The sequence below is a fragment of the Peribacillus sp. B2I2 genome (assembly GCF_041261685.1).
Classification (GTDB): Bacteria; Bacillota; Bacilli; order Bacillales; family DSM-1321; genus Peribacillus.
The window spans coordinates 3,244,002-3,263,112 of the sequence record NZ_JBGCCB010000001.1 but is presented as its reverse complement, the minus strand read 5'-3'; the positions used below and the strand labels follow the sequence as shown (position 1 = coordinate 3,263,112).

17 protein-coding genes and 1 pseudogene are annotated in these 19,111 nt (G+C 39.4%); 15 read left to right on the top strand and 3 right to left on the bottom strand.

The genetic code is table 11. From position 1 onward, the window contains the following. The first annotated feature begins 107 nt into the window (after positions 1-107). Entirely contained in the window at positions 108-254 is a 147-nt protein-coding gene (locus ABIE66_RS16095; RefSeq protein ID WP_370015466.1) for a hypothetical protein, read from the top strand. Positions 255-403: 149 nt separating this feature from the next. Here ABIE66_RS16095 and ABIE66_RS16090 read toward each other — a convergent pair whose 3' ends face one another. Further along, positions 404-1,789, bottom strand: coding sequence for a cytochrome P450 (locus ABIE66_RS16090; protein ID WP_370015464.1), 1,386 nt, complete (start codon positions 1,787-1,789; stop codon positions 404-406). Between the two features lie 558 nt (positions 1,790-2,347). Between ABIE66_RS16090 and map the strand changes: the two genes are divergently transcribed. From map to ABIE66_RS16065, 5 genes and pseudogenes are all read left to right on the top strand, one after another. Beyond that, positions 2,348-3,088: a type I methionyl aminopeptidase gene (map, locus tag ABIE66_RS16085; protein WP_289327333.1), complete on the top strand. Its 741-nt coding sequence runs from the start codon at positions 2,348-2,350 to the stop codon at positions 3,086-3,088. Positions 3,089-3,761: 673 nt separating this feature from the next. Further along, a complete protein-coding gene (ltrA, locus tag ABIE66_RS16080) occupies positions 3,762-5,024 on the top strand; it encodes a group II intron reverse transcriptase/maturase (protein WP_370015463.1) in 1,263 nt (420 codons plus the stop codon). 443 nt (positions 5,025-5,467) lie between these two features. Further along, a complete protein-coding gene (locus tag ABIE66_RS16075) occupies positions 5,468-5,836 on the top strand; it encodes a MerR family transcriptional regulator (RefSeq protein ID WP_370015462.1) in 369 nt (122 codons plus the stop codon). Positions 5,837-6,061: 225 nt separating this feature from the next. Beyond that, positions 6,062-7,195, top strand: coding sequence for an NADH-dependent flavin oxidoreductase (locus tag ABIE66_RS16070; protein WP_370015461.1), 1,134 nt, complete (start codon positions 6,062-6,064; stop codon positions 7,193-7,195). A 375-nt stretch (positions 7,196-7,570) separates the two neighbouring features. Further along, positions 7,571-7,642: pseudogene (locus ABIE66_RS16065) on the top strand (hypothetical protein); the annotation flags it as partial. 215 nt (positions 7,643-7,857) lie between these two features. Here ABIE66_RS16065 and ABIE66_RS16060 read toward each other — a convergent pair. Continuing rightward, entirely contained in the window at positions 7,858-8,304 is a 447-nt protein-coding gene (locus tag ABIE66_RS16060) for a Ger(x)C family spore germination C-terminal domain-containing protein (protein WP_370017060.1), read from the bottom strand. Positions 8,305-8,887: 583 nt separating this feature from the next. Here ABIE66_RS16060 and ABIE66_RS16055 point away from each other — a divergent pair. From ABIE66_RS16055 to ABIE66_RS16040, 4 genes are all read left to right on the top strand, one after another. Beyond that, positions 8,888-11,062 (top strand): DNA topoisomerase III, encoded by a 2,175-nt coding sequence (locus ABIE66_RS16055; protein WP_370017059.1) that lies wholly within the window; start codon positions 8,888-8,890, stop codon positions 11,060-11,062. Between the two features lie 102 nt (positions 11,063-11,164). After that, complete coding sequence (gene mntR, locus ABIE66_RS16050; RefSeq protein WP_289325445.1) at positions 11,165-11,593, top strand: transcriptional regulator MntR; 429 nt, start codon at positions 11,165-11,167, stop codon at positions 11,591-11,593. A gap of 250 nt (positions 11,594-11,843) precedes the next feature. Further along, positions 11,844-12,539, top strand: a complete 696-nt coding sequence (locus ABIE66_RS16045; protein WP_289325444.1) for a class I SAM-dependent methyltransferase — start codon at positions 11,844-11,846, stop codon at positions 12,537-12,539. Continuing rightward, complete coding sequence (locus tag ABIE66_RS16040; RefSeq protein WP_289325443.1) at positions 12,539-13,234, top strand: AIM24 family protein; 696 nt, start codon at positions 12,539-12,541, stop codon at positions 13,232-13,234. Before ABIE66_RS16045 ends, ABIE66_RS16040 begins: the two co-directional genes overlap by 1 nt. A 106-nt stretch (positions 13,235-13,340) precedes the next feature. Here ABIE66_RS16040 and metA read toward each other — a convergent pair whose 3' ends face one another. Further along, positions 13,341-14,249 carry a homoserine O-acetyltransferase MetA gene (metA, locus tag ABIE66_RS16035; RefSeq protein ID WP_370015458.1) on the bottom strand — a complete coding sequence of 303 codons (909 nt, stop codon included), beginning with the start codon at positions 14,247-14,249 and terminating at the stop codon, positions 13,341-13,343. Between the two features lie 169 nt (positions 14,250-14,418). On the opposite strand from metA, the gene ABIE66_RS16030 reads away from it, so the two are divergent. From ABIE66_RS16030 to ABIE66_RS16010, 5 genes are all read left to right on the top strand, one after another. Then, complete coding sequence (locus ABIE66_RS16030) at positions 14,419-14,952, top strand: hypothetical protein (RefSeq protein WP_370015457.1); 534 nt, start codon at positions 14,419-14,421, stop codon at positions 14,950-14,952. A 79-nt stretch (positions 14,953-15,031) separates the two neighbouring features. After that, the gene (locus ABIE66_RS16025) at positions 15,032-15,508 is read left to right on the top strand and encodes a glutathione peroxidase (RefSeq protein ID WP_289325440.1); all 477 of its coding nucleotides are present in this window, start codon (positions 15,032-15,034) and stop codon (positions 15,506-15,508) included. A 149-nt stretch (positions 15,509-15,657) separates the two neighbouring features. After that, positions 15,658-16,503, top strand: coding sequence for a DegV family protein (locus ABIE66_RS16020; protein WP_370015455.1), 846 nt, complete (start codon positions 15,658-15,660; stop codon positions 16,501-16,503). 53 nt (positions 16,504-16,556) lie between these two features. Next, the gene (locus ABIE66_RS16015) at positions 16,557-17,201 is read left to right on the top strand and encodes an HD domain-containing protein (RefSeq protein WP_289325438.1); all 645 of its coding nucleotides are present in this window, start codon (positions 16,557-16,559) and stop codon (positions 17,199-17,201) included. Then, positions 17,198-19,075 (top strand): ABC-F family ATP-binding cassette domain-containing protein, encoded by a 1,878-nt coding sequence (locus ABIE66_RS16010; protein ID WP_370015453.1) that lies wholly within the window; start codon positions 17,198-17,200, stop codon positions 19,073-19,075. The genes ABIE66_RS16015 and ABIE66_RS16010 overlap by 4 nt, the downstream gene beginning before the upstream one ends. Positions 19,076-19,111: the final 36 nt, after the last annotated feature.

Below are 19,111 nucleotides of genomic sequence, written 5' to 3'. Positions count from 1 at the left end.
GTTTGGAGAAAAGCTGCGTTCGGCATATTAATAGCAATAGTTGTTATAGTTATTCTATGGTTTGATGACAATTTTATAAATACAAGGAGAAGTTTTATAGTCTGTCATTGGAAGCCAGGTTTTTTCTTACTTCTTATAATGCAGTTGGTCAAAAAAAGTATTTAAAAGAGGAAAAAGATGTTGCAGCTTTTTATCATGAACTAGGTGCTAAAGAACTCAGGGCTGCAGGATACATTCATTCATCCGATAAATGAAAATTTTAGAGAGAGATATTGACATCCTATTAGCTGGTTTACTTCAAAAACTAGGGTTGATGCGGCAGTCTTTTTTATGGAACTAAAGGGGGGGGATCTTCCTTAGGTGTAGAGTGACAATTTTGTTCATTAATACAACTAATATTCATTTAAATTTCAGAAGTTTCTGGTTGGAAACCTCCTATATTTCTATCTTCGACTACCATGCGCAATCCACGCTTCGGTCTGAGTGTAATAGACGGAAGTGGCTTTACTTCATGATGGTCAGGCGCCAGCCTTATCCGATATCGTTGAGCAATGCATGCTAGGACAAGCACAGCTTCCATCACTGCAAAATGATTACCGATACAAACTCTCGGACCTCCGCCAAATGGAAAGTAAGCGAACGGAGGTAGGGTTTTCATAAAGTTGTTTTCAAATCGCTCAGGTTTAAAGGAATCTGGATTATCAAAATACTCAGGCTTGTGGTGCATCACATACTGACTCAACAGGATCATATCTCCTTTTTTAAAAAGATACCCTCCAATTACCACATCCTCCGCCACTTCCCGTTGTATGATATAGGCAGGCGGGTATATGCGCATTGATTCATAGATAACATTTTGTGTGAATGTTAATTTCATAAAATCGCCAGGTGTTAGATTACGGTTGCCGATTACGCTATCTATTTCATTGAAAAGTTTTGTTTCCACATCAGGGTGTTGGGAAAGCAAGTATAAGGTCCAGGAAAGCACGTTTGCTGTTGTTTCGTGACCGGCAAGGAAAATGGTCATTAACTCATCACGTAACTGCTTGTCTGTCATAGCTAAGCCATCCTCATCATCTCGAGCATCCATTAGAATCCCAAGCATATCCTCATGTCTCTCTGCCTCTGTTCTACGTTTTTCAATAAAGCCATAAATCACCTTATCAAGTCTCTGTTTCGCAATTTTATATTCACGGTTGTTTTTAGTTGGAACCCATAGTGGCATTTGAAGTGTTCGCATTCTTTTAACGGCAATTCTCATGAAGGCTTCTATAGGTTCCCCGAGCATGCCATATCCTTCTTTGAGGTTCATGCTGAACATGGTCTTGCTGATAATACCCAGTGCAAGGCTCATCATATCCTCCGTAATAATCCTTTCTTCTCTGTTTTTCCAAGTGGAAATATAGTCCATTGTTATATCAATCATATCCTGACCATAATTGCTAATATGAGACTTTTTGAAAGAGGGTTGAATAAGCCTTCTTTGGCGCATGTGAATTTCTTTTTCACTTGTAAGAAGGCCTTCTCCGATTACTGGTTTTAAAGCAGAGAAGTCCTTTGATTTCAAGAAGGATTTTTGTTTTGTTACAAGTACCTGCTTAATTAAATCTGAATTTGAAATAAGGTAAACATTATGGAAAGGTCCAAAACGAATTTTAGCAACTTCTCCATATTCTTTTGCTAAACGGGTAAGAAAGCCAAGTGTATCTGAAATAAACTCCTTTGAATGGCCAGTAATTAATTTTCCTTTTGGGCCTGGAGAATCATTTGAAAAATCTGTGTCACTCATTGGTTTGTTTCCTCCATTTCGGTAAAATTACTTGTATTCATTCTATGAGGAAAGTATTGATTGGTTTGGACAAGTTGTTAATAAGAAGACTAACAAATACAATATTTTTTAAAGATAGTTAATCAATTTGAATGAAATTATAAGTGTGTATATAGGAATACTATTAATAAACGAAATCAAAGTGTTTATGAAATTGTAAAGGCACCCATCCCTGGTTGTCACTTTCTTTTACTAATGAAAGCAGGTATGTATGGAACTACCTTACAAAAGTTATTATCTTGTTGAACTAATAAATATGGGGTTGGAAACAGCTCCATTTTCTTATGAAGCTAAAGGGGCAGGTTAGCTCTATAAGAAAAGTGGAAGGTAAATCCAATTAATAGTATAGTCATATGTACTAGATCCTTTTTGTGGTCTATTTCATGATCGAAGAAAAATTCAGCTGAGGGGTATTGTACCAAATAATTTACATTGCTTTTATTTTTCGAGAAAGTAAAGGTACAATTAATACTTATATGGTTTAATGATGATAATAAAAAATAATGAGGTAGGGAAAAAATGATTGCAAAAACAGAAGAAGATTTTAATGGTTTGAAGGAAATTGGCAAAATTATTGCCTCCATTAGAGATGAATTGGTACAAAGAACAATTCCTGGCATAACGACCAAAGAACTTGATGATATAGCCGGAGAACTTTTAGAAAAAGCAGGTGCAGTTTCAGCTCCAAAAGGTGAATATGATTTTCCTGGCTATACTTGCATTAGTCTTAATGAAGAAGTGGCACATGGTATTCCGGGTCATCGGGTTATTCATGAAGGGGATCTAGTAAATATAGATGTATCTGCTTCAAAGAACGGTTATTTCGCAGATACAGGAATCTCATTTGTAGTAGGAGAAGGAGAAGAAGTATTAACGAGAATATGCGACGTTGCTAAAAAGGCATTTGAAGCAGGTCTTAAGAAAGCAAAACCCGGTTCCAAAAAAAGTAGAATCGGAAAAGCAGTATTCGAAACAGCGAGACAGCATGGATTCACTGTTATCAAAAACCTAACAGGACATGGTGTTGGACGTAGAATACACGAAGCACCTGACCATATTTTAAATTATAATGATCCATGGGATAATGAAATATTAAAGGAAGGGATGGTTATCGCATTCGAACCATTTATCTCAACCTTTGAAGAAGAAGTATTCCAAAAAGAGGACGGTTGGACCTATGCTACAGAAAAAAGTTATGTAGCTCAATTAGAACATACGATTATCCTTACTAAAAATGGTCCGATTATTGTCACACTTTAATTCAAGCAATGAAGTTTCTAAAATTATAAGCCCTTATTTAGACTTTGTGAATTGTGAATAAATGTACCTAAACTAACAAGTGCGTTAGCTGAAGATCGGAGCTGTCTTTAAGGCAGCTTTTTCGTGCGCCCGGCATGGGTGCAATCTATAGGGTGTGAGTCCCGAACCATGAAGGCAGTAGTAATGGTTAGCTTAATGCAAGGGTGTCCACGGTGACGTGGAATCTGAAGGAAGCAAGCGGCAAACCTCCGGTCTGAGGAACACGAACTTCATATAAGGCTAGGTATCATTGGATGAGTTTGCGAAACAAAACAAAGTCCTTACTGCCGAAGGTGGTACAGAGTAAATGAAGCAGATAGATGGAGGGAAAGATTGCACTCTTACTCGGGGAGGTCTGATGACAGCCAAGTACACTTGGTAACCTGTCCAGTGATGGACAGCTGAATCATCAGAAGTCAGCAGAGGTCATAGTACTTGTCTACTCGAGAAGATAAGGAAGGACCGAACAGATTAAGGAGGATGAATACTAGGCGTTCGTTATCTGCGAAGAAGCAAACAATTCCTAACGGAACTTATTTGAAGGAAGAAGTGGTGAATACACGGGGAACTTCAAAAAGGCGGAGCAGATAAAGGCACAAATAGACCATTTATCCACGTAGAAAGGATATCAACGATGTTAATGGAACAGATACTAGAGAGGGAAAACTTAATACAGGCATTGAAGCGTGTTGAAAGAAATAAGGGGAGCCATGGTGTAGATGGAATGCCGGTTCAAAACCTGAGACCGCACCTCGTAACCGAATGGTACAACATGAAAACTGCCCTTTTACAGGGTACCTATCAACCGCAGCCCGTCCGTCGTATCGAAATCCCGAAACCAAACGGCGGAGTTCGGCTATTGGGTATTCCAACCGTTCTAGACCGTTTCATTCAACAAGCCATTGCCCAAATATTGACCAAGATATATGACTCAACCTTTTCGGAGAATAGCTATGGATTTCGCCCTAACAAACAAGGGCACCAGGCGGTTCGAAAGGCAAAGTCCTATATAACCGAAGGTTATACATGGGTAGTGGATATGGACTTGGAGAAGTTCTTCGATAAAGTGAATCATGACAAGCTCATGGGAATGTTAGAGCGGAAAATTGAAGATAAACGAGTTCTCAAACTGATTCGAAAATTCCTTCAAGCAGGCATTATGATAGGCGGACTTTTTCATAAAAGTGAGGAGGGAACTCCGCAAGGAGGTCCGTTAAGTCCTTTATTATCTAATATCATGTTAGACGATTTAGATAAAGAACTAGAGAAACGCAATCTTCGATTCGTAAGGTATGCGGATGACAGTACTATATTTGTGAAGACACGAAAAGCCGCCAAACGTGCAATGGGAAATATCTCAAGCTTCATTGAAAATAAACTGAAGCTAAAGGTCAACTACGAGAAGTCGAAGTATGATCGCCCTTGGAACAGAACGTTTCTCGGTTTTAGTTTCACGAAGTCAAAGAAGAACCCGAAGGTTCTACTGGCTAAACAAACGGTGAAGAGAGTAAAGAAACGAATCAGGGAAATGACCTCGAGAAAATTACCGATACCCATGAAACTCCGAATAAATAAGTTAAAGCAATACCTTAGAGGTTGGATGGGGTATTTCGCCCTCATTGATACTCCGAACGTATTGCAGAATTTAGATTCATGGATTCGAAGAAGACTCAGGATGTGCCTATGGAAGCAATGGAAATTGCCAAGAACGAGAGTGAGGAAACTCAAAGGATTAGGCGTCCCATTTGGAAAAGCATATGAATGGGGAAATAGCAGAAAGGGTTTTTGGCGCATAGCGCATAGTCCTGTTCTAGACAAAACCCTTAATAATGCTTATTGGCACCACCAAGGGTTAGTCAATCTATATGAACGATATACAAAACTACGTCAGACTTAAACTGAACCGCCGTATACCGAACGGTATGTACGGTGGTGTGAGAGGTCGGAGGCTAGGCGCCTCCCCCTACTCGATTTTTGGAACTAACGGGGCAATTTAGTTGTATAAGGAACCGGATAGCTATAAAAAAGCAAACTCGCCAAAACTGAGCGAGTTTGCTTTTTTATTTAAAAATAACCAAGTCAAACATCTGTCATTTTGGTTCATAATTTCGGAAAAGCACTTCAAACCATTTATAAATAAGTGACTTTTTTTATTCTACTCTTTAAGTCTCCTTTTTAAAATTTTTTTAACGAAATAAACCACAAAAGATCTTTAATCTTCATATGCAGAAGAATTACAATTCTTGACTTAGAGTAAACTCTAAGTATTATTCTTTCTTTATAACACAAATTAAAAAAAAAGAAGAAATAGACATATCAGATTTAATGGAGGCGGTTATATTGACATATTCTATTGGAGAATTTTCTAAAATAGTTGGGCTAAGCGAACATACACTGAGGTTTTATGAAAAAGAAGGGTTAATAAAAGTAAATAGAGACGATAACAATGTCAGAATTTACTCGGATGAAAATAAATTATGGATTGAATCCTTGCTCCACCTAAAAAATACAGGGATGTCACTAAAAGACATGAAACGATTTGCCATGTGGGGGCATATGGGGGATAAAACAATGGAAGAAAGATTAGCTCTGCTTAAAAAGCATCGCAAAAAAGTAGTGGAAGAATTGGAGAAGATTCGTCAAAGTTTAGAGCATTTGGATAATAAAATAAATTATTATGAAAATGAAGTAGGAGACTGTTTCTCTTAGAAATTAAGCAGCTGTTCGTTTTTTTCATTTACATCTTTTGGATAACCCTCGTGCAGACAGACTTCTACATCGTGTATTTATCGAAAATAAAAAACACTTGCGTTAGAGTGCTCTCTAGGGATTAACCTATTATTGCACCAGTTAATACATGAAGGGTTAATCAACCTTTACAAAATACGTCAAACTAACAATGTTTGAACGATACTATTCGAAAGAGGTTAAAAAATGAACGTAAAATATAGCAACTTATTTAAATCTTTTACATTTAAAAACGGGATAACCCTTAATAATAGAGTGGTTATGGCACCAATGACAACTTGGTCCAGTAATGATGATTACACGGTTTCAGATGAGGAATTAACCTATTACAAAAAAAGAGTAAACGGAGTAGGACTAGTGATTACAGGTTGTACACATGTGACTCAAAACGGGATCGGTTTTACAAATGAATTTGCAGCTTATGACGATACATTTACGCCGGGCTTACGTAAATTAGCTGAAGCCGCGAAAAGTGGCGGAGCTCCTGCTATCCTTCAAATTTTCCATGCAGGTAACAAAGCACTACCGGACTTGACCCCAAATGGTGAGGTAGTTAGTTCCAGCGCTTTAGAGACTGAAGCTACTGGATTTGCACCTTCAGTACTACCTAGAGAGCTTTCCCATGTCGAGATAATGGAAGTGATTCATGCATTTGGAGAAACAACAAGAAGAGCAATTGAAGCAGGTTTTGACGGCGTTGAACTCCATGGTGCTCATGGGTTTTTAATGCAAAACTTCTTCTCACCTTTCTTCAACAGACGAGAAGATCAATGGGGAGGATCATTAGAAAATCGCATGCGTTTCCCACTTGCAATCGTTCAGGAAGTGAAAAATGTCATTGAAAAGCATGCAACAAAACCGTTTATTTTAGGATACAGAATATCTCCTGACGAACACCAAGAAGGCGGTTTGAGAATGAAGGATACCTATGCATTGATTGAAAGCCTGATTGAAGAGGATGTTGATTATGTGCATGCTTCATTGGCTGATGCTCTTTCTTCAAAGCCAGTCGACAGTCAAGATGAAAAGACATATCTTGAGTTAGTTGTCGACCATGTAAACGGACGAGTTCCTGTACTGGCTGCTGGTTCTATGGTAACTTCGGATGATGTTGCCAAAGCATTAGATAAGGGACTTACCCTAGCTGCAATTGGCCACGCGTTAATCATGAATCCAGACTGGGTTGAAAAGGTTCAAAATGGACAAGAGTCTGAGATCCAAACAGAGATAAAGGCTTCAAAGGTTAGTGAGCTTGAGCTTCCAGAAAAACTTTGGGGCGTCATTCAAGCTTCAGGCCCATGGTTTAAGATTGAGGAATAATCTAGAACCAACGGTTGATTAACTACGGGAATGCGAGGTTTGCAAGAGGGATACCTTCAGTTGAAGCATCTCTTGTCAATAACCGGAGCGACAAATGTCGGGACAGAATTAATATTATATGCTCTAGAGTTAAGTATATCTATTGATGAAATTAGAGAATTCTTACATCGATCGCAATCTTTGGGACCTGAATAAGGTCTTTTTTTTATTTCGACTTCCAACTTATTGCACAGTTTGTGTCAACTCTACAATAAGTCTTAATGAACTACCATGAAAATTAACTTCTGTGAGATCCGAAAAATGGCAATAATTAAGTAGACGCAGCTCATTCATTTTTTAAAAGAGAGGAGAGCGCCTGATTAAGGTGTTTATGGAGCAAATCGTGTTTCCTTAAAAGAAGCACGACAAAATTTTATAAACTTTGGAGTTTCTGATAAGTTTATTTGAAATATGTCAGACAGCCTAATAAGTCCGATATAAAGGATAAAAATTGGAAAGCTATTGAGTAGTTTACATAGGGAGTTCTTGAACTAACAGGTCTATTAGAAGAAGCCCTGTCAAGGCAGTTTTATAGTTACGGATACCATTCATATTTTATTAATGGAAATCATAATTCCTTATGTAAGGAATTATGATTATATATGTTTACTTTTAAAATCGCATTATTCAGCAATGCCTACTTGAACAATCTCAACATCTACATTTGTTTTAAATTTCACATTTCGAAGATATTCATTTTTGTCTTTTTCTTTCCATGTATTGGGATAAAAAGCGATCAGATGTCTTCCGATACCAAGGGCGTCACAATTCGCTTTTTGTAACTTTCTAATCACTTGTGTAGCATCTTTCGAAAAACTTCTTGATAATTTTTTATTTAACTTATCTATTTCTTTATCAACGTCTCCTTTCGGATACTCTGTTACATACACTTTTAATCGCAAATTGAGGTTAATAACCACGTCGCCGTTTCGGTTAACAATAACTTTTAACTTTCGTTTCATATTCTTAACATTAATGGTGATAAAATTGTTCATGTCCGGCTTTTGGTTATTACTTACACGTTTTGTGAATTGTGCGTAGTTAGAAACAAAATTATAATTTGAAGGAATAATTTTATTGCCGGCTATAGTTTAAGCATTTAAACAGACTATATGAGTTAGTCTATATTGCTTATAATCACTCCATTCAACAGGTAACAACTCTTTAAAACAATTAAAATATGTAAGGGTAATATTAAGTATTTTTTCCTTAGGTCACTCGGCTATCTTTGTATTTTTAATTAATAACCAAAGAAAATTATATGCATATTGTAAAGTGTATGCTTTTCTCTAGTTCTTTTGCCAATTAACGTTCCTTTATAAAAGGGGCTGTTAGGGTCAATAATTAACTGTGTTGCAATCCAACTAATTTCTTCATCTAAACAGTGAAAAGTAATGAACGCACATTTAATATTGCATTGTTTTGTACATACTCCGATTCCCCCAAAATCCGGAGTTTTTGCCTATTAATCTGCCTATATCTGGACGGATTTTTTCATCTCCCTGAAATCTCCACTCTTCACTGTAATAAAGTTAATTATTTCATGCTTTCTTGGAACAGTTCCGTTAAAACGAAGTCATATCTAGCCGATTGTAATAATTAAGGTATAATGATAGGGAAAGATATTTTGTAACGGATTAGGTGAAGATGATCATGAAGCTAATCATTGCGGAGAAACCAGATCAAGGTTCAACGTTAGTAGCTCAATTTAAAACGAAGAAACAGCAAGGCTATATAGAAATCATGCCGAATGAACTTTTTCCCGATGGAGCTTATGTAACTTGGGCCGTCGGGCATTTATGTCAACTCGTTTCCCCTGAAACCTATCATTCAAAATGGAAGAAATGGTCGATGGAAACGTTGCCGATGATTCCGGAGAAATTTCAATATGAAGTGACCCGGCAAAAGGCAAAGCAATTCAATGTTGTGAAGACATTGCTTAGGAAACCGGATGTCGATGAAATCATTCATGCAGGTGATGCCGGGCGTGAAGGAGAATTGATTGTACGCAATATCGTCAATCTATGCAATGTCAATAAGCCGATGAAACGTTTATGGATTTCCTCTTTGACCCCAAAAGCGATTTATGAGGGATTCCAAAATCTGAAGAGCGAGGAAAAAACCAGGCCGCTCTATTATGAAGCGTATACGAGAGCTTGTGCGGATTGGGTTGTGGGAATGAATGCATCGAGAGCGTATAGTATTTTATTGAAACAAAGGGGCGTTTCGGATGTGTTTTCAGCTGGTAGGGTTCAGACACCTACTCTCGCTTTGATAGTGAAGCGGGAAATGGAAATTGAGCAATTCAAGTCTGAACCGTTCTGGGAAGTGTTCGCTGACTTCAAGATGGATGGTAAGAAGTATCAGGGGAAATGGCAGCAGAACAATGATCCGAGAATCAAGACAAAAGAACTTGCTGATAAAATTGCCGCTTTTTGCAAGGGTAAAGAAGCAGAAATTGCAGAGATGGACACAGAAAGAAAAGAATTTCAGCCACCTTTGCTATTTAATCTATCGTCATTGCAGGCTACAGTAAACAAGATATATAAATATTCACCGAAACAGACTCTCGATATTGTACAAAGTTTATATCAAAAAGGGATCGTTTCTTATCCACGTTCAGATTCCAATTATGTTACGGAGGGGGAAGCCGAAACATTTCCCGATATATTGCAAAAACTAAGTGGATTTTCAGAATATGAATCCCTGTTTCCTTTGCCACAACCGAACATCATGAATAATAAACGGTTTGTAAATGAAAAAAAAGTGACTGATCACTATGCAATTATTCCGACGGAGCAGGTAACCGACCCAAAGCGGCTTTCCGCTGAAGAACGGAATATTTATGACTTGGTGGTACGCCGGTTGATTGCGGCTCATTATGAGAAAGCCATTTTCGATTACACCACCATTATAACGCTTGTCGATAAGCGTGCCGAATTCATTTCAAAAGGCAAGCAACAGATCCAAGAGGGATGGCGCAAAGTGATTTTCCAAAATGACAAGGATGATGATGATATCATTTTGCCGTCCGTTTCAAAAGGGGATACCGGAAAGGTCGCCAATATAAAGGTGAAAGAAGGAAAAACACAGCCTCCCAAGCGCTATACAGAAGGTCAGTTGATCACATTGATGAAAACTGCCGGAAAGCATCTGGATAATGAGGAGCTAGAAAAGGTGCTGATGAAAACCGAGGGCCTCGGAACGGAAGCGACTCGAGCTGGCATCATTACCATGCTGAAAGATCGTAAATACATTGATGTCAAAAAAAATCAGGTGTTTGCGACAGATAAAGGGAAAGTGCTGATTACTGCCATCGGGGAGAAAATCCTGGCTTCACCTGAAATGACGGCCAAATGGGAACAGCGTTTAAGGGAAATTGGTGAAGGGAAGGCTTCAGCCGGCGGCTTTATGGAAGCTGTTAAGAAGATGTCAGCAAAAATAATCAGTGATGCCGTGGAATCATCGGAAAGCTGGGATTTTCAAGGGCTGGATACCGAGTCGATTCAACGGAGCGGCCCTAAAAGGAAAAGCTCAGCATCTGTGGGCAGCTGTAAGCTATGCGGTTCTAAGATTGTCGATAAAGGGGAATTCTATGGATGTGTAAGTTATCAAAAAACCAAGTGTAATTTTACTATCTCCAAAAAAATCCTAAATAAGAAAATCAGTCAAGCAAATATAAAAAAGCTGTTGGCGAACGGTGAAACGGATTTGATAAGTGGTTTTAAAAAAGGAGAAAAGACTTTTGATGCCATATTATCCTGGTCCGACTCTGAAAAAAAGATCAGTTTTACATTCCCGACAGAACAAAACGTCAACCAAACTTGAGAAGAAACATCATTTAAAGGCGCCCTGAGACGATATCTTCTTGTTTCGGGGCCGTTAATATAGTAAAATTTTTAGATATGCGTTTGAATGGGAGGATTCCGAATGCCTACACCGAGCATGGAGGATTACATAGAACAAATTTATTTACTTATTGAAGAAAAAGGATATGCAAGAGTTTCCGATATAGCCGAAAATCTTTCCGTCCACCCATCTTCTGTTACAAAAATGGTTCAAAAACTGGATCAGGAAAAATATTTGATATATGAAAAGTACCGTGGTCTCGTTTTAACTGCAAATGGGAAAAAAGTTGGTAAAAGGCTCGTATACCGTCATGAACTTTTAGAACAGATGCTAAGGTTGATAGGGGTCAAGGAAGAAAATATTTATCATGATGTTGAGGGGATTGAACACCACCTTAGTTGGAATGCCATCGATAGGATTGGAGACCTGGTTGAATTCTTTGAGGAATCTCCTGACCGTGTCGAGGATTTACGAAAGATACAAAAAAGAAATGAAGAAAATGCAAAATAAGCTGCCGCTGGCAGTTTTTTTTTATTTGACCTGGTCGTTCTTCATTTTACACATACGGTTACAAGTGAGGGAAAGTGCAAAAGTATTTTGAAAAAAGGATTTTTAAAGTGAAAGCAGAATAGCTATAATGTAGCCCCAGTATTTGATTCGATAAAACTTATTGTCTTGGTGAACGGGGCCGGGATTGTAATGGCCATGAATATTTCAGGTACTTAGATAATTAGGGGTTAAATGAGAGGGGGAATGTCTGATGAATTTACATACTTGGCATAAAGAGTCGGAAAAGGAATGGGATGTTTTTGCACCTATGTGGGTGAAGAATTCGCAAGAAATGTGGGAAACGGGGAGCCGGAAAAACATTATTCCTTTCTTTTCTGAATATGTACCTTCGGGAGTGAAGGTGGCTGACATAGGCTGTGGTGATGGAGTTGGATCTTTAAAATTGGCCGAAGCGGGATTTGAAGTAACTGGAGTTGATTTATCCAATGTGATGATTGAATTTGCAAAGGGTAAAACCTCTCAACAACCTGAACTTTCTTTCCTTCAAGGAGATTTTTATAATCTTCCATTCAAGGATGAAGAAATGGATGCGGCAATGGTCATTAATTCTCTGGAATATACGGGTGAACCATTAACGGTGTTGAAGGAAATCCAACGGGTAATAAAGCCTGGGGGTTATGTCTGTTTTGGAATACTTGGTCCGACAGCTGAACCACGAAAAAACTTTAGTTTTCAACGGTTGTTAGGAGATAAAGTCATCATGAATACAATGCAGCCTTGGGAATTTGAAAGAATGGCAACAGAAACGGGATGGAAGGCGGTGGCTGATACAGGCGTCGCGAAGAGAGGGGTGGACTATACAAAACTGGGACATTTTTCAAAGGAATTAAAGCAAGCTGTATCGTTCATGTGGCTGTTCCTCCTTCAAAAAGAGGTGGATATGTGATGGAGAAGTATCAAATCGATCAATTCGTTGAAAAGACGAAACAGCAGGATAAAGGACAAGGCTTATTTGAACTTGAAACGGAACGAATTCTGGAAATTAATCTGGAACAGCAGATATGGGCAAAAATGGGGACGATGGTTTCTTATCGCGGCCATATTAAATTCGAGCGGGAAGGCATCTTGGAGCATGGTCTTGGTAAACTTTTCAAAAAAGCCTTGACGGGTGAGGGTGCATCCTTGATGAAAGCGACCGGAAGCGGCAAGCTATACGTCGCTGATCAAGGGAAGAAGATTTCAATTTTACAGTTAAATGGTGAATCGATCTGTGTTAACGGTAATGATTTACTTGCCTTTGAGCCGGGTATTCAATGGGATATAAAAATGATGCGCCGCATTGCCGGGTTATTGGCGGGGGGATTATTCAATGTAAGGCTCGAGGGGAGAGGAATGGTCGCATTCACATCCCATTATGAGCCACTTACTTTAATGGTGGAACCAGGGAATCCAGTCTATACGGACCCAAATGCAACAGTTGCATGGTCAGGGGAATTGCAGCCTGAATTCGTAACGGATGTTTCATTAAAGTCGTTTTTTGGAAGGGGAAGCGGCGAATCCGTTCAAATGAAATTCGAAGGCCAAGGTTTTGTTGTCGTCCAACCTTTTGAAGAAGTATATTTCGGTAATAAGGAATCATGAAACAAACAGCCTGAGTCAGAAACTCAGGTTGTTTCCCATGATATTCGAAAGTGGCTGCCAAAAAAAACTATTTAGTTAAATAGAAAGCTTCTTTTTTCTTACCCTTTCAATCCCACTCATATGGGGTTGATTGGTAGACATAATAGTTCAGCCAATTCGAGAACATCAGGCTGCAATGGCTCTTCCAGCGGTGAAGGGGTACCTTGGTGGGATCGTTATCAGGAAAGTAATTTTCAGGGAGTTGCGTATTGATCCCACGCTCCCTATCGCGTTTGTATTCTTCACCGAGGGTATCGGCATCATACTCGAAATGGCCGGTAACCATAATTCTTTTTCCATCAACAGAAGCAGCCATCAATACCCCAGCTTGATCGGACTGTGCCAGAACCTTCAATTCTGGATGGTTAACTAATTTTTGATAGTCAATATCCGTATGGCGCGAATGAGGGGCCATAAAATAATCATCGAATCCGCGGACTAGATTTTCATTTGGTTCAAGTACCTCATGAGTATATATGCCGAAGCATTTCTCTGGCAGTTCGTGTTTGCCTATTCCGTAATGATGGTACAGGGCTGCTTGGGCTCCCCAACAGATATGTAGGGTGGATGTTACATTTTCGGTTGACCAATTCATGATATTCTGCAGTTCTTCCCAATAATTAACGTCTGAAAATTCCAGTTTTTCGACTGGGGCGCCTGTAATGATCAAGCCGTCATATTTCTTTGTGCGAATATCAGTAAATGATTTATAAAATTGGTCTAAATGAAATTTACTCGTGTTTTTTGATTCATGTGTGCTTAGGCGCAGGAATGATATGTTTACTTGAATGGGAGTATTGCCAAGAAAGCGCAGTAACTGAGCCTCTGTTTTCTCTTTTTCTGGCATAAGGTTTAAAATTAATATATTCAATGGACGGATTTCCTGATTGGTAGCTCTTTCCTCATCCATAACGAAAATATTTTCCTGTTCTAAAATTTCCCTAGCTGGCAGTTGTTCCGGAATTCTGATTGGCATGATTAGCCTCCTTCTCCAAAAATCATAATATTTTTATTATATAGAAAATTATTGAATAGAAAAGCAATTTTAATAATTTCTTGTAAATCTCGAAGGAAATGGCTCGCGAATGGTAAAATGGGAAGATCATGAATACATAAACTTATGAAGTTGGAGAGGTGTATGGAGATTGTTTGATCCTACAGCATTTGAGAACATGAAAGTGGTACTGGAAGGAGCTGTCTATGATCGTGACTTCATTGGAGACATATTGGTCATAAACCGTGATGATATGGTGAATCTGTCAACCATGTCCAGATCATATAAGATCGAGATGGAATTGAAAGAACCCATGGCGCCCATTTCGATTAGCGGTGCCATCGAGATACACGCTTCACTCCAGAATCTAAGTGCAGAGTTACTCGATTCCACCATTGATGATACGCATTCCGGTTGCACGGTCGATATTTTCATTTCTTTTCCCCAAAAGCTTAATGAAGTGAATGCTGAACAATTCTTGAACGACCTGGGAAAAATTTGGGGAGATCAGAGAATCATTACAGTGACGACAAGCTTAACGGTCAGTAAAAAGGTGCAACCCGTTCATTCATCTTTATTTAAAGTTTCATTTGGCAGGCTTGTAAAAGAGGAGCAAATGGATGATTTGGAAGACATGGTAGAGTATTTGATACAATCCATAAAAGCGGTGAAGATTCAGGGATGATCGGAAAAGGATAAAAGTTGGTAAACGTACCTTTCAATACGGTAAAATGACATCATCATACAAAAGGGAGCGATCATACATGTCCATTTACGAATTTGAAGTTAATAAAATCAATGGCGAAACCATCTCGCTTGAAGAATATAGAGGGAAAGTGATGATTATCGTGAATACGGCAAGCAAATGCGGTTTTTCACCACAGTATGATGATTTGCAAAGCCTGTATGTACAGTATAAAGAGGATGGTTTAGCCGTGCTTGGTTTTCCGTGTAATCAGTTTTTGAAACAGGAGCCTGGTGATGACCTGGAAATCGATTCTTACTGTAAATTGAATCATGGTGTAACATTCCCGATGTTTGCAAAAGTGAATGTCAATGGAAAGGAAGCCCATCCCTTATTCAGTTATCTGACTGAAAATGCTCCTGGAGTGATGGGGTCCAAATCGATAAAATGGAATTTCACAAAGTTCTTGATTGATCGTGATGGAAATATCGTCAGTCGGTATGCACCTAAAACAAAACCCCTGGAAATGGAAGAGGATTTAAAAAAATTATTATGAAGAATGATATCGAGTCCAACGGATGCTGCAGTTTCTGTTGGGCTCGTTTTTTTTAGGTAAGATATTTATTGCATGGATCCATTTTTAGAGGGGGACAGATGGTTGGGATGTTGAATATAATAGAAGACACACAAATGAGGGGGGAAACCATGGAACGAATTGCATGGGTAACGGATAGTACGGGAACTTTAGACGAAGAATTAGCATTGAATGAGAATGTTTACGTCGTTCCGATGGTCGTCATCATCGATGGGAAGGAATATGAAGATGGCGTCGACCTATCACCTGAGGAATTATACCGAAGAATGAGTGAGGATAAGATGAATGCGACTACATCACAGCCCTCGGTCGGCAGATTCCAAGAGTTATATAAGGAGCTTGAAAAACGCTATGATCGAATCATAGCCGTACACCTTTCAAGTGAATTGAGCGGGACCGTTTCCGCGAGCAGGCAAGCTGCACAAATGGTTACGATCCCCGTTGACGTGTTCGATACTTTACTTATTTCCTTTCCGATGCTATTAATCTTGAAACGGCTCATGCATTATATTGATAATGGCGATTCCATCAATGAGGCTTTCGCAAAAACGAGAATATATGCGGAGAATCATGAAACGTATGTATTAATAGGTTCTTTAGATCAGCTGCATCGCAGCGGCAGGTTAACAAACGCACAGTTTATTCTAGGAAGCCTATTGAGCTTTAAACCCATCATTTCAATCGAAAATGGTGTGCTTCATACCAAATCTAAACCTCGGAACCTTAAAAAGGCGGAAAAACAGATCTTCACTGATTTTCGCAGGTCAGTCGAAGCAGGAAAAGTAAAAGAATGCACCATATTATATGGTGCTGTTTCGGAGCAGGCACATAGATGGAAAAAGATGATTTCCGAAGAATTTCCTCATGTGTTGACCCATGTATCTCCGCTCGGTAGTGCAATAGGGGTACATACTGGTGAACAGACGATTGGACTCAGTTGGTTCAATGAAGATTAAAGCACAACATTATTGAGAACCATGGTAAAATAGAAAGGACATGGAGTGGTGAAATGAAACAAACGATGATAGATTTAACGGAGAAGTATGTATACGACCAATTGAATTCTGATGCCAGCGGCCATGATTGGTTCCATATCGATCGGGTCCGTAAGCTGGCTTTACATATTGCAAAAGAAGAAGGAAAAGGGAATGAGTTCATCATTGAATTGGCGGCCCTGCTTCATGATATCCCTGATGATAAACTAAACCAGGAAGCTGATGAGGGATGGGGAAAGCTGGATCTTTGGTTTCAGGAACTGAAGTTGGATATTGATAGTGTGGATGCCATTAAACAAATCATCAACACAATTTCATATAGTTCCGGGCAGTTGAAGCTTCCTTCCATCGAGGCTGAAATTGTTCAGGACGCGGACCGCTTGGATGCAATTGGTGCCATTGGGATAGCCAGGACATTTGCATTTGGAGGAAAAAAGGGACAACTTATGTTTGATCCTTCACTGCCCATCAGGGAAAACATGACAAAGAAGGAATACAGGACGGGTAAAAGCTCTTCCGTTCATCACTTTTATGAAAAATTATTACGTTTGCAAGATATGCTCAATACTTGCACAGCCAAGAGGATTGCAAGTGAAAGGCATGAATATATGGTTAGATTTTTAGAGGAATTTAAAAAGGAATGGGATGTACGATTATGAAAGTTTTTAGCATGGAACATGTAATGAAAACCCAAGGGGAAAAACTTCTATTTAAAGATGTATCTTTTTCCATTACCGAAGGGGAAAAAATCGGGATCGTTGGCATAAACGGCACCGGTAAATCAACATTATTGAATATCATTGCAGGATTGGAAGACAGTGATTTAGGAACGAAGGATCATCCGAATGATTACACGATTTCCTATCTATCCCAAGATCCGCATTTTGATGAGAAATTGACGATCATGGAATATATGTACGAAAGCTCAACTCCTGTATTTTCATTGATCAAGGAGTATGAAAAGACGCTCGTCCAACTCCAGGTAGATCCACAGAATAGTGCAATACAGGACCGTTTGTTAAAACAGCAACAGGATATGGACACGCATGGCGCCTGGGATACAAGTGCCAATGCCAGAACGATACTGACCAAGCTGGGCCTTCCCGATCACTCAAGGAAATTGGGGGAACTGTCAGGTGGCCAAAAAAAACGTGCGGCCCTGGCAAAAACCTTGATTGAGACCCCTGATTTACTGATTTTGGATGAGCCTACGAACCATCTCGATTTCGAAAGCATTACATGGCTTGAAGAATATTTGGGGAAATATCAAAAGTCCGTCTTATTCGTAACCCATGATCGTTATTTCCTTGATCGGGTTTCCAATAAGATTTGGGAAATTGCCCAAACGCAGCTTTTTGAATACAAAGGGAACTATGCTGACTATTTAGAATCAAGGGCCATTCGTGAAGAGAACGAATCGACCGAAAGAACGAAAAAAGAAAGTCTATTCAAAAAAGAACTGGCCTGGATCCGAAAAGGTGCAAAGGCCCGGACAACGAAACAAAAGGCCAGGATCCAACGCTTCGAAACATTGGAATCTGGTGTAAAGGATAAGCAGAAAACCGAGAACCTGGAAATGGAATTAAGCGGTGCCCGTCTTGGGAAAAAGGTACTGGAGATGCAGGATGTAACTAAATCTTTCGGGGATCAAACCATCATCAACCATTTTTCCTTCCTCTTCAAACCAGGTGATCGAATTGGGATCGTTGGTAATAATGGCAGTGGTAAGTCAACCTTGTTAAATATCCTGGCGGGACGGGAATCTATAGATGAAGGAATCCTGGAAAAAGGGCAAACCGTGAAAATAGGCTACTATACGCAAGAAAGCGTCGATATGGATGAGAATTTGCGCATGATAGAGTATATTCGCGAAACGGCGGATTCAATCGCCCTTAAAGATGGTAGTTTCATTTCGGCTGCGCAGATGCTTGAAAGGTTCCTGTTTCCAATGGGATCGCATGGGACGCCAATTCGCAAGCTTTCCGGTGGGGAGAAAAGGCGTTTATATCTCCTTAACATATTAATGTCGGCGCCTAATGTCCTGCTTTTGGATGAACCGACGAATGATTTGGACACGCAAACCTTGACCGTTCTGGAGGATTATTTAGAAACGTTTTCAGGTGTAGTCATTACCGTATCACATGATAGGTATTTCTTGGATAAAACGTGCCATCAGCTTCTTGTTTTCAAGAATAAAGGTGAAATTGATTTCTATTACGGTAATTACTCGGAGTTCTTGGAAGAAAAGACGGAAGAGGCCGTACCAGTGAAAACACCAGAACCTCAGATTAACCGCACGGAAAAGAAAAAGAAAAAACTAACCTATGCGGAAAGTAAGGAATGGGAAGAGATAGAAGGGAACATGGAACGGGTCGAGCTGCGTCTGAAAGACATCACGTCAGAAATGTCAGCAGCGGGAAGTGATTTTGAAAAAGTCCGCCTGCTGCTTGAAGAAGAAAAGGAACTAACGGATAAATTAGAGCATTTTTTGGAAAGATGGACGTATTTAGCGGAAAAATTGGAAGAGGAATGAGCGGGGGACTGGTCCAAGGGAGCAAACTTGGACCGG

Bases quoted from the DNA above. Each gene is read 5' to 3' on its own strand.
- ABIE66_RS16090 (WP_370015464.1), bottom strand. From the start codon at position 1,789: ATGAGTGACACAGATTTTTCAAATGATTCTCCAGGCCCAAAAGGAAAA.
- map (WP_289327333.1), top strand. From the start codon at position 2,348: ATGATTGCAAAAACAGAAGAAGATTTTAATGGTTTGAAGGAAATTGGC.
- ltrA (WP_370015463.1), top strand. From the start codon at position 3,762: ATGTTAATGGAACAGATACTAGAGAGGGAAAACTTAATACAGGCATTG.
- ABIE66_RS16070 (WP_370015461.1), top strand. From the start codon at position 6,062: ATGAACGTAAAATATAGCAACTTATTTAAATCTTTTACATTTAAAAAC.
- ABIE66_RS16055 (WP_370017059.1), top strand. From the start codon at position 8,888: ATGAAGCTAATCATTGCGGAGAAACCAGATCAAGGTTCAACGTTAGTA.
- mntR (WP_289325445.1), top strand. From the start codon at position 11,165: ATGCCTACACCGAGCATGGAGGATTACATAGAACAAATTTATTTACTT.
- ABIE66_RS16045 (WP_289325444.1), top strand. From the start codon at position 11,844: ATGAATTTACATACTTGGCATAAAGAGTCGGAAAAGGAATGGGATGTT.
- ABIE66_RS16040 (WP_289325443.1), top strand. From the start codon at position 12,539: ATGGAGAAGTATCAAATCGATCAATTCGTTGAAAAGACGAAACAGCAG.
- metA (WP_370015458.1), bottom strand. From the start codon at position 14,249: ATGCCAATCAGAATTCCGGAACAACTGCCAGCTAGGGAAATTTTAGAA.
- ABIE66_RS16025 (WP_289325440.1), top strand. From the start codon at position 15,032: ATGTCCATTTACGAATTTGAAGTTAATAAAATCAATGGCGAAACCATC.
- ABIE66_RS16020 (WP_370015455.1), top strand. From the start codon at position 15,658: ATGGAACGAATTGCATGGGTAACGGATAGTACGGGAACTTTAGACGAA.
- ABIE66_RS16015 (WP_289325438.1), top strand. From the start codon at position 16,557: ATGAAACAAACGATGATAGATTTAACGGAGAAGTATGTATACGACCAA.
- ABIE66_RS16010 (WP_370015453.1), top strand. From the start codon at position 17,198: ATGAAAGTTTTTAGCATGGAACATGTAATGAAAACCCAAGGGGAAAAA.